10 protein-coding genes, 1 tRNA gene and 2 pseudogenes are annotated in these 13345 nt (G+C 75.3%); 8 read left to right on the top strand and 5 right to left on the bottom strand.

Annotation, left to right across the window (positions count from 1 at the left end; all coding sequences use genetic code 11):
- The first annotated feature begins 191 nt into the window (after positions 1-191).
- On the top strand, positions 192-1382 hold the full coding sequence (locus AB0O91_RS27210) for an acyl-CoA dehydrogenase family protein (protein ID WP_363438065.1): 1191 nt from the start codon (positions 192-194) through the stop codon (positions 1380-1382).
- A 277-nt stretch (positions 1383-1659) separates the two neighbouring features.
- Here AB0O91_RS27210 and AB0O91_RS27205 read toward each other — a convergent pair.
- Positions 1660-2091, bottom strand: a pseudogene (locus AB0O91_RS27205) (universal stress protein); the annotation flags it as partial.
- A gap of 378 nt (positions 2092-2469) precedes the next feature.
- On the opposite strand from AB0O91_RS27205, the gene AB0O91_RS27200 reads away from it, so the two are divergent.
- Together AB0O91_RS27200 and AB0O91_RS27195 are read left to right on the top strand one after the other, a co-directional pair.
- Complete coding sequence (locus tag AB0O91_RS27200) at positions 2470-2841, top strand: hypothetical protein (protein WP_363438062.1); 372 nt, start codon at positions 2470-2472, stop codon at positions 2839-2841.
- Positions 2842-3275: 434 nt separating this feature from the next.
- Positions 3276-4652, top strand: a complete 1377-nt coding sequence (locus tag AB0O91_RS27195) for an HAD family hydrolase (RefSeq protein WP_363438059.1) — start codon at positions 3276-3278, stop codon at positions 4650-4652.
- Between the two features lie 114 nt (positions 4653-4766).
- On the opposite strand, the gene AB0O91_RS27190 is transcribed toward AB0O91_RS27195, so the two are convergent.
- Positions 4767-5567, bottom strand: coding sequence for a GNAT family N-acetyltransferase (locus AB0O91_RS27190; RefSeq protein ID WP_363438057.1), 801 nt, complete (start codon positions 5565-5567; stop codon positions 4767-4769).
- Between the two features lie 1142 nt (positions 5568-6709).
- Between AB0O91_RS27190 and AB0O91_RS27185 the strand changes: the two are divergent.
- The 5 genes and pseudogenes from AB0O91_RS27185 to AB0O91_RS27165 all read left to right on the top strand — a co-directional run.
- Positions 6710-7648, top strand: a pseudogene (locus AB0O91_RS27185) (helix-turn-helix domain-containing protein); the annotation flags it as partial.
- 869 nt (positions 7649-8517) lie between these two features.
- Positions 8518-9120 carry an oligoribonuclease gene (gene orn / locus AB0O91_RS27180; RefSeq protein WP_363438054.1) on the top strand — a complete coding sequence of 201 codons (603 nt, stop codon included), beginning with the start codon at positions 8518-8520 and terminating at the stop codon, positions 9118-9120.
- A 133-nt stretch (positions 9121-9253) separates the two neighbouring features.
- Positions 9254-9329 (top strand) — tRNA-His (locus AB0O91_RS27175).
- 183 nt (positions 9330-9512) lie between these two features.
- Positions 9513-9959, top strand: a complete 447-nt coding sequence (locus tag AB0O91_RS27170) for a DUF4442 domain-containing protein (RefSeq protein WP_363438051.1) — start codon at positions 9513-9515, stop codon at positions 9957-9959.
- A gap of 109 nt (positions 9960-10068) precedes the next feature.
- Positions 10069-10962 (top strand): hypothetical protein, encoded by an 894-nt coding sequence (locus AB0O91_RS27165; RefSeq protein ID WP_363438049.1) that lies wholly within the window; start codon positions 10069-10071, stop codon positions 10960-10962.
- A gap of 134 nt (positions 10963-11096) precedes the next feature.
- Here AB0O91_RS27165 and AB0O91_RS27160 read toward each other — a convergent pair whose 3' ends face one another.
- The 3 genes from AB0O91_RS27160 to AB0O91_RS27150 form a co-directional block, all read right to left on the bottom strand.
- Entirely contained in the window at positions 11097-11561 is a 465-nt protein-coding gene (locus tag AB0O91_RS27160; protein WP_363438047.1) for a GNAT family N-acetyltransferase, read from the bottom strand.
- A gap of 104 nt (positions 11562-11665) precedes the next feature.
- The gene (locus AB0O91_RS27155; RefSeq protein ID WP_363438044.1) at positions 11666-12571 is read right to left on the bottom strand and encodes a fused MFS/spermidine synthase; all 906 of its coding nucleotides are present in this window, start codon (positions 12569-12571) and stop codon (positions 11666-11668) included.
- 218 nt (positions 12572-12789) lie between these two features.
- A complete protein-coding gene (locus tag AB0O91_RS27150; RefSeq protein WP_363438041.1) occupies positions 12790-13305 on the bottom strand; it encodes a hypothetical protein in 516 nt (171 codons plus the stop codon).
- Positions 13306-13345: the final 40 nt, after the last annotated feature.

The raw sequence follows: 13345 nt of genomic DNA, 5'->3' as shown, positions 1-13345 counted from the left end.
GCGGCCCTTCGATCCGTCTCATCCGCTTGATCCGTCTCATCCGCTTCGTCCGCTTGATCCGCTTGAACCGCTCGCGGAATCTCCCACCGCTTCGTCCGTCAACCGCGCCGCACGACCGTCACACCATCGACGGACGACGGCCGTCCCGTTCACTGCCCGCGGCCACCCCGGCCGGGCACCAGGAGGATCAGATGCTCGACCACCGGCTCAGCAGCGAGTACGAGGAACTGCGGCGCACCGTCGCCGAGTTCGCCCAGGACGTGGTGGCCCCGAAGATCGGCGAGTTCTACGAGCGGGAGGAGTTCCCGTACGAGATCGTCCGCGAGATGGGACGGATGGGCCTGTTCGGCCTGCCCTTCTCCGAGGAGTACGGCGGCATGGGCGGCGACTACTTCGCGCTCGGCCTCGCCCTGGAGGAACTCGCCCGCGTCGACTCCTCGGTGGCGATCACCCTGGAGGCCGCCGTCTCGCTCGGCGCGATGCCGATCCACCGCTTCGGCACCGAGGAGCAGAAGCGCGAGTGGCTGCCCCGGCTGACCTCCGGCGAACTCCTCGGCGCCTTCGGCCTCACCGAGCCCGAGGGCGGCTCGGACGCCGGGGCCACCCGCACCACCGCGCGGTACGACGAGGCCACCGACGAGTGGGTCATCAACGGCACCAAGTGCTTCATCACCAACTCCGGCACCGACATCACCGGTCTGGTCACCGTCACCGCGCTCACCGAACCGCTCGCTCGTTCGAGTGAAGAAGGCGAATTCCGCTCGCCTGTGCGGGAGATCTCCTCCATCATCGTGCCCACCGGGACCCCGGGGTTCCAGGTCTCGAAGAAGTATTCGAAGGTCGGGTGGAACGCATCCGACACCCGCGAACTGTCCTTTACCGACTGCCGCGTCCCCGCGGCCAACCTGCTGGGCGAGCGTGGCCGAGGCTACGCCCAGTTCCTGCGGATCCTCGACGAGGGCCGCATCGCGATCGCGGCCCTGGCCACCGGCCTGGCCCAGGGCTGCGTCGACGAATCCGTCAAGTACGCCGGCACCCGGCGGGCCTTCGGCCGCCCGATCGGTGCCAACCAGGCCATCCAGTTCAAGCTTGCCGACATGGAGCTGCGCGCCCACACCTCCCGCCTGGCCTGGCGGGACGCCGCTTCCCGGCTGCTGCACGGCGAACCGTTCAAGAAGGAGGCCGCGATCGCGAAGCTGTACTCGTCCGAGGCCGCCGTCGACAACGCCCGCGAGGCGACCCAGATCCACGGCGGGTACGGCTTCATGAACGAGTTCCCGGTCGCCCGCTTCTGGCGCGACTGCAAGATTCTCGAGATCGGGGAGGGCACGTCCGAAGTCCAGCGCATGCTCATCGCCCGGCAGCTCGGCGTCACTTCGTGACGTTCGCCCGCTGAGGGGGCACCCTCCGGGGCGAGCCGTCGGGGTCAACCGTCCGCCCCTCGACGACTGTTGAGGAACGGCCGGAGGTGATGTCCAGAGGCGACGTCCGGGGACGACTCCCTGGGGGGGACGCCCTGGGGGCGACGTCCGCGGCGTCTCCCCGAGGCGACGCAGGTCGCCGCCGAGCGCCGGCGGCGACCCCGGAGGGAAGCACTCTCAGAAGGAGGCCATGAGGAGAAGCAACGAGCAAGGCCTACACGGGAGTTCGCCGAGGCCCTCAGGGAATCACGATCACCGGACGGTTGGCCCGCCGCGCCAGCCGCCCGGAGACCGAGCCGAAGATCTTGCCGAGCAGGCCGTGCGTCGTGCCGACGACGATCGCGTCGGCGGCGTACTCGCGGCCGACCTCCTCGATCTCGTGGCAGATGTCGCCGCCCCGCTCGATCAGGACCCACGGCACCCCCGCGAGGAAGTCCGCGCAGGCGAGTTCCAGGCCGAGGACCTCGGTGCGGTGGTCCGGAAGGTCGACGAAGACGGGAGGCTCACAGCCTGCCCAGACCGTGGCGGGCAGCCGGTTGGCGACGTGCACGATCACCAGGCCGCACTGCGATCTGCGGGCCATGCCGACCGCGTAGGCGAGGGCGCGCTCGCTCGACAGCGAACCGTCGAAGCCGACCACGACGCCGTGCTGGAACACCGGATCGAGGGCGTGCCCGGGTGCGTCCTTCCCTGACGGTTCGGTGTGCCCGCCGAACCGGCCGGACGCCGTGTTCGGACGGTCGGCACCCGAGCCGGGGCGGCCCGTCACCGACGGCTCCGCGGGGTCGGCTGCGCGCCCGTCCAACCGCTGGCGGGGCGCCGAACGGTCGCGCCGGGCCAGGCCGCCACGGCGGAGGCCGCGCAAGGCGCGTACCAGGCCTCGGGGTTCGGCCCGTCCAGGGCTCCCGACGGCCGGCCGAGCGGCTCCGACGACACCGGTCCGCTCGTGGTCCGGCTCGTGGTCCGGCTCGCCGATCGGCCCACGGTGGGACGGGAGTTCGACCTGCGGGGCCGCGGGCGGTCCGACGGGCGGGTCCCGCCGCTGGTCGTGCTGCAGATCGCCGGGAAGGTCGGCCGAGCCGTCCCCTCGGCCGTCCCCTCGGCCGTCGACTCCGACCGGACCGCCGACCGGGCCGACCAAGTCGCCGTCGCCGTCCGCGGCGTCGTCGGCGCGGCCGTCCGCCCGGCTGCCGGCAGGGCCGTCGCGACGGTCGTCGCGGCGCCCGTCGAGCTGCCCGTCGACCGGTTCGGGGTCCGGACGGGCGCCGTCTTCCTGAGGGCCTGCGCCCGCGCTGCGGGGTGCGTCCGGTTCGACCGGTCGGGACGACTCATAACCAGCCATGGCTCACGGCTCTTCGAGGGAGAGGGGCCGACAGGAGAGGACAACGCTGCCCGGGCAGCAGGCCCGCCCACGGGATGACGTCGGTCTGCGACGTGCAGCACCGTATGTGACCTGTTCCTTTCAGAGTACGACGAGCAAGGGGCCCAGCCCAGCGGCGAAGCCCCGGAGCGACGTTGTTCCCGCGAAAGGAGGATGCGCCCGCCGCGGCAGTGCGCCCTGCCCGCAGGCGATCGCGCCCCCTCCAGAACGGAGGTTCTAAGGAGCTTGACTGAGCGGGCCGGGAGGCGCAACAGGCCCGCGGGACACCGTGACCGGACTGTCATGGATTGGCGACGATCCGTTGCCGGGCGTCGCCAACCGTCACGCCCCGGGCGCCCCGACCAGCGTTCCGGTCCGTCCGGACTCACCCCGTCCGGTCGGTGTCCGGGCCCTTTCGGCCACTTCGTACGGCTTCGCGACGCGCTCTGGCATTTGCCAGGTGCATAGGCGCAGCCGCTGGCACCATGCTCGGCATGCCGCTGCTCCTGTTCGACCTCGACAACACGCTGCTCCCCCGGGACGCCGCCTTCCGGGCCTGGGCGCAGGACTTCCTGTCCGAACACGACCTGCCGCCCGGCGACCTCGACTGGTTCGTCACCCTGGACGGCGGCGGCTATGTGCCGCGCAGCACCGTACTGTCCGCCGTCCGGCGCCGCTACGGTCTGGACGCCTCCATCGAGTTCCTGCACGCACACTTCCGACGCGGCATCAACTCCCACATCCACTGTCCGGCCCGGAACATCGAGGCCTTGCAGGCGGCCCGGACCGCGGGGTGGACGCTCGGGATCGTCTCCAACGGCGGCACCCGGCCGCAGTTGGAGAAGATCCGGCGGACCGGGCTGGGGCCGCTGGTCGACGGCTGGGTGATCTCGGAGGAGGCCGACTGCGTCAAACCGGATCCGCTGATCTTCGAGATCGCCGCACGGCGGTGCGGCGTCCGGCCGACCGGGGACTGGGCGGCGCACACCTGGATGGTCGGGGACCACGCACCCGCCGACATCGCCGGCGCCGAACTGGCGGGGCTGCGCAGCGTCTGGTTGCACCACGGCCGGCCGTGGGCGGAGATCGGCTACCGCCCGACGCTGAAGGCCGCCGGTCTGCCGGAGGCGGTCGGCCTGGTGCTCGCCGCGCGCAACGCACCCTCGGCCCGCCCGGGGAAGCGGCCGGGAATGCGGCCGGGCGCCCGGTCCGGCCTCCCGGCGGACGCCCAGTCGGACACGCAGTCGGACGTCCGCACGGGCGGGCCCGGCCGGCTGCGGCAGGCCGGTGCCGGCTCCGGCGCCGCCGGTCCGGGTGTTCCGGTGCGCGCGACGGCGCTGCTCGGCGCGCGATCCAGCGCGCGGACGCCGGTGTCCGCCCCGGAAGGGCCGAATGCGCCCGTTCCTGTGGAGGCCGGGAGGGCGGTGGTCGCGGCTTCCGGGGCCGGGCCCGGTGTCCGAAACCGATCAGGCGGGTTTGCCGCGATCGCCGACGGCGTCCAGCGGACCGGCGCCCCGGGAGGGACGGGGGACGGAGCCGGCGACGACCTGCGGACGGGCGACGCGGCGGCGACGGGCGCGCACGCCGACCGGGTCGCCGCACCGGCGCGGCCGGCACCTCTCCGTACGGTCGCCGGTGGGGCTGTGGGGACTGGTGGGACGAGTGGTGCGCAGGGGGTCGGGCCGGCCCGTACCGTGTTCGCCGCGGCACCGGGCGCCACGTCAACGGCCTTGGCAGCACACGCCGTTGCGGTGGCGAAGGCCGCCGCACCCCGCGCGGCTGCGCCCCTCGCCGCCGTATCCGGCGCACCCCGCACACCCTCCGCGCCTGCCGTGGCCGCCGCACCCACCGCGGCGGCGGTCGGCCAGTAGCACCCCGGTCCCGACCCGCCCTGGCCCCCCGGCACGCGGCCCTGCCCCGCCCTGAAGGCCGACCCCCCGCCCCGGGCCCGGCGGCCGCTCCCACCGGCCGAACGCTCCCGCCGGTCAGCGGCTCGACGAGGTGCGGCTCCACCAGCAGGTCGGGGCCTGCGCGGTGAACCCGAGCCGGCGGTAGACCGGCTCGCCGGCCGCGGTGGCGACCAGAGTGGCCGGGCGGTCCGGGTGCGCGTGGGCCAGGGCGGTCCGCAGCAGGGCCCCGGCCACGCCCTGTCCGCGCTGGTCGGGCAGGGTGGCGACCCAGTACACCCCGGTGGCGGATCCGTCGTCGAAGGTCAGGCACGCGCCCGCCGGCGCGCCGTCGAGGCGGCCCGCCCAGGCCCGGCAGCCGGGCTCGCGCAGCAACCGCGTCGGGAGGGCATCGCCGCGCGTCCAGGGCTGCCGGGCGGGCAGCGGGAAGCCGTCCACGATGATCCGCTCGACCAGTGCGAAGGTGTCACCGTCCAGCGCCTCATCGATCGTCAGGGTGCCACCGCCGTGCGCCCGGACGGTGGCGGGCAGTCCGGCGGGCGCGCCCTCGACCGGGCCGGGCTCCCGGACCATCACGGGCATGATCGGCAGCCGGGCGGCCCCGAAGCGGGTCAGGTCGAGCCCGCCGTACGGGTCCTCCAGGGTGAAGCAGACCGTCTCCCACGCGTCCAGGAGTTCCGCCAACTGCTTTTCCACGTCGGCCGGTTCGACGTAGGGGCGGGTGACCACGAAGCGCTGGGAGTCGTCCGGGGTGCGCGCGCAGCGGACCGCGGTGAGGCCCGGGCGGACGTGGGACCGCCAGCCGTGGGTGCGGGCTTGGGCGAGCCAGAAGGCGGCGGCGTTGTCGTTGGCCTGTTCGAGCCGGCGGTTGGTCTTCACGGCAGGACCGTAACCCGGTGGCGGCGGTGCCGGTCGGGCCGCCCGGATGCTGGCCGGATGGAGCCAGGGAGGCGCACGGCCGGCTTTCGTGCGCCCTCCCGTGCACCGCCGATTTTCGGTCAATTTCGCGCCTCGCCCTCCCGCTTGGGCAAATCCGCAGCCCAGACCCGCCTACCGGGCGCCCGGAAGCCGGACACCCCAGGAACCGCCCCGCGACAACCAGCCACCGTTGCACCGGCCCTCTTCCCAGAAGGGTCGACGGGTGCCACGCTTCGTGATCGAATGCATCACGCCAAATTGCCATGTCGACATAGCGTCGGATGGTGAACTTGTCACAACGGCAACGGTCCACCCGATAGATTTCGATCTTGGCCAGCAGTGCCGCACCACCCACACCACACCACCGAGGGGGCTTGAGCGCCTTGAGCAGGGTGAGCAGGAGCGACGCGGGTCCTGAGAGCGGCCAGGCGCCGGCCGGCAGCGCGAGTCGGCCCACGAGAAGCACCGGCACCTCCGCCATCGCCGCCACCACCCGAACCTCCGGCACCCCGAGCACCTCGGGCCCCGCCCCGTACTCCCCCTATCCGGCCGGTCCGTCCGCCCCGGGCCACGCCCCGGCCGAACACGGCGGCCAGCAGTACGGCAGCCAGCAGTACGGCGGCCCCCAGCACGGCGGCGCGGCCCACGGCGGCCTGACCCACGGTGGTACGTCCCTCGGCGGTACGCCCCACAGCAACCCGGCGCCCTACGGCGCCCCGCCGGTCCAGGGCGGGCACCCGAACCCGCTCGGCCAGCCCGGCGGCAGAGGCCTCGTCAGCCCGGCCCAGGCCTACGGCGGCCCCGCCCCGTCCTACGGCGGCGAGTACCCGGGACACCCCGGTTACCCCGGGAGCCCGGCCCACTCCGGCGCCCCGGGCTACCCCGGCCACCCGACCTACCACTCCGGCCCAGCGACCCCCGGCCTGAACGGCTCCGGCACCGGTACCGGCCCGCTCGGCGGCGGCCTCGCCCTGGGCACCGCCCCCGGCCACGGTCCGCTGGGCCACGGCGGGCCGGGCGGCAGCGCCTCCCCGGGCTCCCCCTCGGCGCTCGGCGCCCCGCGGAAGCTCTCCGGCCGACGCCGTCGGGAGACGGTCGCGGTCCTGATCTTCGGCGGCGCCCCGATCTTCGAGAGCTCCATCCCGCTCTCGGTCTTCGGCGTGGACCGCCAGGACGCCGGGGTCCCCCGCTACCGGCTGCTGGTCTGCGCCGGTGAGGAGGGCCCGCTGGCCACCACCGGCGGCCTCACCCTCTCGGCACCGTACGGCCTGGAGGCGCTCGCCCGGGCCGGCACGATCGTCGTACCGGCCTGGCGCTCGATCTCCCAGCCGCCGCCGGTCGAGGCCATCACCGCCCTGCGCAAGGCCCACCACGAGGGCGCCCGGATCATCGGGCTCTGCACCGGTGCGTTCGTGCTCGCCGCCGCCGGTCTGCTGGACGGCCGCCCGGCGACCACCCACTGGATGTACGCGCCGACCCTGGCCAAGCGCTACCCGCGGGTGCACGTCGACCCGCGCGAGCTGTTCGTGGACGACGGCGACGTGCTGACCTCGGCCGGCACCGCCGCCGGGATCGACCTGTGCCTGCACGTGGTGCGCAGCGACCACGGCGCCGAGGCCGCCAACGCGCTGGCCCGCCGTCTGGTGGTGCCCAGCCGCCGCAGCGGTGGCGGACAGGCCCAGTACATCGATCAGTCTTTACCTGAGGAGATCGGCAACGACCCGTTGGCCGAGGTGGTCACCTGGGCGCTGGAGAACCTCAACCAGCAGTTCGACGTCGAGGTGCTGGCGGCCCGTGCCTACATGAGCCGGCGCACCTTCGACCGCCGCTTCCGCACGCTCACCGGCAGCGCGCCGCTCCAGTGGCTGATCACCCAGCGGGTGCTCCAGGCGCAGCGGCTGCTGGAGACCTCGGAGCTGTCGGTGGACGACGTGGCGCGCCGGTGCGGGTTCCGCTCGCCGGTGGCGCTGCGCGGGCACTTCCGCCGCCAGCTCGGGGTCTCCCCGGCCGCGTACCGGACCAGCTACCGGGCCCGTCGGCCCGGGCAGCAGGCCCCGGCCCCGGCCGGAGCGCACGGTGCCGACCTGCGGCTGCCCGGTGCGCTGCAGCACGCGGCGGCCGCGGCCGCCTCGGCGGGCGGCGGGCCGTTCGGCGGCACGGCGCACGGTGGTGCGCCGGCCCACCCGTTCCCGGCCGGTCCGGGTGCGCAGGCGCCGGTCGGCCAGCCGGGCCAGCACGGGCAGCCGGTGCCGCACGGACAGTCCGGCGGGTACGGCGCGGGGCAGGCCGGGGCGCCGGTCGGCCAGGGCTTCCACGGGCGCACCGGCCAGCCGTACCCGCACCAGCAGGCCGCGCAGCAGTCGCACCCCGGGCAGCAGGGTGCGGCACGCGGTCCGCTGCGGTCGCCGCTGGTCCCGCCGCAGGCCGGTCCGGGTGCGGGGCGGCCGTCCCGCACCGCCGAGCACGCGGCGGCCGAGGACGGCCACCCCCAGCCGGGGGCGCGCGGCCAGGGCCAGGGGCACCGCAGCGCGGTCGACCGGCCCGGCGACGAGCCGGGCGCGGCCGGGCGGGCGCACGGCGCACCGACCGGCCGGGTGCCGTCCGCTGCCGCCGGGCAGCCGGCGGCCGGGGCGGGCGACCTCCGGGGACGGCAGGCGCGGGCCCCGCAGGTCCGCACGCCGGCCGGTCCGGCGGGCACCCGGACGGCTCCGGCGGACGGTGGACGGTCGGCCCGCGAGGGCCGTCCCGGGCGGGACGGCCACCCGGTCCGGACCGGCCGGGAGGACGAGCACCCGGAGGGCCACGGCACGCACGCCGGGGCGGAGGAGCACCGGGCCGAGACCGCCACCGCGGCACCCCGGTCGGCTCCACCGGTCCCCGCCGCGCGTGATCGCGCCGTAGGGTGAGTTGCGTGAATGACCGTTTGGTATGGATCGACTGTGAAATGACCGGCCTCGACCTCGACCGGGACGCCCTGGTCGAGGTCGCGGTGCTGGTGACGGACTCCGAGCTGAACGTCCTCGGCGAGGGCGTTGACGTCATCATCCGCCCGCCGGCCGAGGCGTTGGCGAACATGCCGGAGGTGGTGCGCGAGATGCACACCTCCTCCGGCCTGCTGGAGGAGCTGGAGCAGGGCGTGACCCTGGCCGAGGCCGAGGAGCGGGTCCTCGCGTACGTGCGCGAGCACGCGCCGGAGGCCGGGAAGACGCCGCTGTGCGGCAACTCGGTGGCCACCGACCGCGGCTTCCTGGCCCGGGACATGCCGGCCCTGGAGAAGCACCTGCACTACCGGATCGTGGACGTCTCCTCGATCAAGGAGCTGGCCCGCCGCTGGTACCCGAAGGCGTACTACAACAGCCCGCCGAAGGGCGGGAACCACCGCGCGCTCGCCGACATCCGCGAGAGCATCGACGAACTGCGGTACTACCGCGAGGCGGTGTTCGTCCCGCAGCCCGGTCCGGACGCCGAGACCGCGCGCACGATCGCCGAGAAGTACCGGGCCGCGACCGACTGACGGGCCCGTCGCGGGGTCGGAGGGGGTGCCGTCGTCCGCCGGGACGGAACCCTGGCGCGAGCACCCTCTCGGATCCTGTAGAGTTCTTCCTGTCGGAACGGGAACGCGGAAGCGGAAACGGACCGGACAGATGGTGGGTGTAGCTCAGTTGGTAGAGCACCTGGTTGTGGTCCAGGTGGCCGCGGGTTCGAGTCCCGTCACTCACCCCAGAGCCTGAGGGGCCGATCTCTTCAAGAGATCGGCCCCTCAGGCGTTTTCGCGTGCCGTCGATCGGTCGCGGGCTCAGTTGCGCCCGGTGCTCCGGGGTTGCGCCCGGCGGCCCCGCGTCGCGCCGGGATGTTGTGCCCGGCGACCCCTGCCGCAAGAAGCTACCGACTAGTAACATCGTCGCCATGACCACTCCTTCGATCGGCCAGATGCTCGACGCCACCGTGCCGATGGCGCACACCCTCAAGCTCGAGTACCTGGAGACCACCCCCGAGCGCGCCGTGCTCCGGCTGCCCGACCAGCCCGCGTACCACAACCACGTCGGCGGCCCGCACGCCGGCGCGATGTTCACCCTCGCCGAGTCCGCCAGCGGCTGCATCGTGCTCGCCGCCTTCGGGGAGCAGCTCTCCCGGGCCGTGCCGCTCGCCGTGAACGCCGAGATCGCCTACAAGAAGCTGGCCATGGGCGAGGTCACCGCCACCGCCGTGCTCGGCCGCCCGGCCGCCGAGGTCGTCGCCGAGCTGGACGCCGGCGGCCGCCCCGAGTTCCCGGTCACCGTCGAGATCACCCGCGCCGACGGCGCGGTCACCGGCGTGATGACGGTCACCTGGACCCTGCGCCCCAACTCCTGATCCCCGCGCGGACGGTGGCCCCGGGCGCACCGCCCCGGGGCCGCCCGCGCGATGACTGTCCGTGACGGCGGGCGTGACCTCACCCCCGCCCCGCTCGTTCTCAACTCACGTGCGAGCCAATCACGCGACCGAGCCCCAGGAACCCGCCCCCCGCGGCGACGCCGGAGCCCGGCGGGCGGCCGCCCGGTGGCTCCCCCGCCCCCGCACCGTCGCCGCCGGCGGGGCGCTGCTCGCACAACTCTGGGGCGTCGGCGCCCCGGGCGCGTACGCGGCCACCGCCGACCCCTCCGCCGGGCAGCCCCGGCCCGCCGTCCGCCGGACCCTGCCCGGCGGCCCCGCGCTGGACGGCCCGTCAGCCGTCCGCCCGGTCGGACCGGACCGCGAGACCGGACCCGTCGGGGACCTGACCCGTGGAGCGGCGGACGGGGCGGTGGACGGACCGGCGGACGGGGCGGCCCTGAGCACGGGCGTCGGCACGGTCGGCGAGGCCCTCCAGCAGCGCATCCGGGCCGGTGGGCTGCCGCTGCCCGGCCAGGGCGCCGCCGTCCCCGATGCCGTCCCCGACGCCTTCGCCCTCGCCTCCGGTCTGCTCGGCACCGTCCCCGCCCAGGGCCGCCCCGACCGGATCCGCGCCTCCCGCGAGGGCGAACCCGCCGCGCTGCCCGTCCTCCCACGCCCCCGCTCCGGCGACACCGCCGAACCGGCCGGCCCGGCCGCACCCGGCGCGCCCGGGGGGCCCACCGTCCAGGAGGCCGCCGCCCACGAGGGGACGGGCACACCGGAACCCGTCGGTGCGGCCGGGGCCGCGGAGGGCGCCGTGATCCCGGCCGCACCGGCGGGCGACGGGACCGCCGAGGCGCTCGCCCTCACCGACACGGCGACCGTCACGGCCGCCGTGGACGGCTCCGCCACCGCGACCGCGGTCCTCGCCCCGATCGCCGCCGGGCTGCTGCTCACCGGCGCGGCGATGTGCAAGCACCGCGGACTGCCGCGCGGGCACTGAACGGGCCCTGGGCGGGTACCGGACGGGCGCGGAGCGGGCCTCGGGCAGGGACCGGAACCCGGTCGCGGTCGGGTTCCGGTCCCTGCCCGAGGCCGGGCCGACGACCGATCAACGCGCGGATGACGGAGCGCCGGTCAGGGCGCCCGGTCCAGCAGCACTTCCAGCCGCGGGAGTTCACGCCCGGGCAGGGCGGTCGAAGGGGTGCTGCCGATCCGGGCCGCGCCCATGGCCAGGTAGAACGCTTCGGCGTTCGGGTCGGCATCGATGGTGAGGCGGCGCAGACCGCGCACCCGGGCCAGGTCGCGGACGTGCGCGAACAGCGCCCTGCCGATGCCGCGGCCGATCCGGTCGGGCTCGACGAACAGCATCTCCAACTCGCCGTTCGGCGCGGTACCCGCCAGTGCGGCGAAGCCGAGCAGCCGGCCGTCGCCGTCCTCGGCCACCACCGTCGAGGCCCGTTCGACCGCGGCCGCGTCCAGGGTCAGCTCGGCCCGGCAAGCGGCCATGAACGCCTCGTCGTAGCCCCAGTACGCCTTGGCCCGCAGGGCGATGCCGGTGAGCAGTTCGGCCTCGTCCGGTCGGGCCGGTCGGATCCGCACGTACTCCCCCTCCTTCTCACCCTCGACGGCCGGCTGCCCGCCGCCCTGACGGGCCGTAATCCGCTCGTCCGCCGACTGATCGACGACACGGGCCCACCGGGCCGTCAACGGAAGACGCCCGGCGGCGGGGTCGGGGAAGGGGCCGCCGTGGCGTCGGTGGCCGGGGCCGTGCCCGCGGTGAAGTCGGCCAGGGCGCGGCCGTGTTCGACCCGGCCGTGGGAGGAGTCCGAGGCGACCCGGCGGGTGAGCTCCGCGATCGGGAGCGGGGTGTGGGCGGCGGCCAGGACGAGGTTGCCGAAGCGCTTGCCGCGCAGGACGGCGGGGTCCGCGGTGAGGCAGAGCTCGGGGAAGACCGCACCGAGGGTGGCGACCTGGGAGCGGGCGAAGGGCAGGGCGCCGCCGTCGGCCAGGTTCGCGGCGTACCACCCGCCGGGGGCGAGGGCGCGGGCCGCGAGGGTGGTGAACTCGACGGTGGTGCAGTGGGCCGGGGTGCGGGCTCCGGAGAAGACGTCGGTGATGACCAGGTCGACGCTGCCCTCGGGGGTGCGTTCCAGCACGTCGCGGGCGTCCGCACCGCGCACCTTGATCTGCCAGCCGCGTTCCAACGGGAGTTCGGCGCGGACGAGTTCGGTGAGCGCGGTGTCGATCTCGGCGACCTGCTGGCGGGAGCGCGGCCGGGTGGCGGCCACGTAGCGGGCCAGGGTGAGCGCGCCGCCGCCCAGGTGCAGGACGGTGAGCGGACGGCCGGGCGGGGCGACCAGGTCGATCAGGTGGCCGAGCCGGCGCTGGTACTCGAAGCCCAGATGGGTGGGGTCGGCCAGGTCGACCAGGGACTGCGGGGCACCGTCGACGAGCAGCGACCAGGCGTGCGGGCGGTCCCGGTCCGGGCGCAGCTCGGCCTGGCCGGAACCGACCGGGCGGATCAACGGCCCCTGGGCATGGGTGCGGCCGTCCGGTCCGGTGGTGAGCGCCGGTTCCGGGCTGCGCGCGGCCCTGTTGCTTCGTCCCATACCGGTCATTATCGCCGCAGGCGCAGAAGCTGGAGTCGCCGCCAGGCGCAGGGGCTGGAGCCGCCGCGGGCGCGGAGACCGGAGTCGCCGAAGGAGCAGGAGCCGGAGCGCCCGGGTCGGGGCGCCCTCCGGGTCAGGGGCGCCCTCCGGTTCGGGGGCGTGCTGCGGGGGTCCGGCCGGTGGGCGTAGGGCCCGGCGGAATCCTCGCGGCACGCCCGCTAGAACGGGCCGAGGCCGCCCGCAGTGAGCGTGCAGGCGGCCTCGCAGAGGGCGGAGCGGAGTACCCAGGCGTCGGTCGGACGGGTGGCCCGGCCGGGCCCGGCGGGCGGGATCACCCAGCGCGGATCGGTGGCACTAGGCACCAGGGCACCGGCCGTACAGGAGCTGCCGGGCAGGTGCCAGGTCTCCCAGGTGCCGGCCGGGACGAGGAAGGCGACGGTGCTGCCGTTGCGGCTCTGCAGGACGGCCCCGCAGGCGCGGCGCAGGCGCAGGATGTCGACGGCCTCCAGTCCGTGCCGCAGGGCGACCGTCACGGTGTCGCAGCCGGTGGCCAGGGTGTCCTCGGCGGGGACGGCCCGGTCCCGGCGCAGCCCGCCGCAGGAGCCGTGGCCGCCCTCGACCGGGCCCCGGCCGGGGAACCGGTCGTCGGCCGGGTCCGGGAGCAGGGCGGGGACGGCGGCGGCGAGCACACCCCCGGCGACGGGTCGGTGCTGCGGCAGTCCGGTGGCCATCATGGGCCCTCCTGTACCTCGTCGGGTGTACCTCGTCGGGTCG

Origin of the sequence: Kitasatospora sp. NPDC089797 (assembly GCF_040684795.1) — a bacterium.
Classification (GTDB): Bacteria; Actinomycetota; Actinomycetes; order Streptomycetales; family Streptomycetaceae; genus Kitasatospora.
The sequence above is the reverse complement of the archived record's forward strand: the minus strand, read 5'-3'. Positions and strand labels throughout refer to the sequence as shown.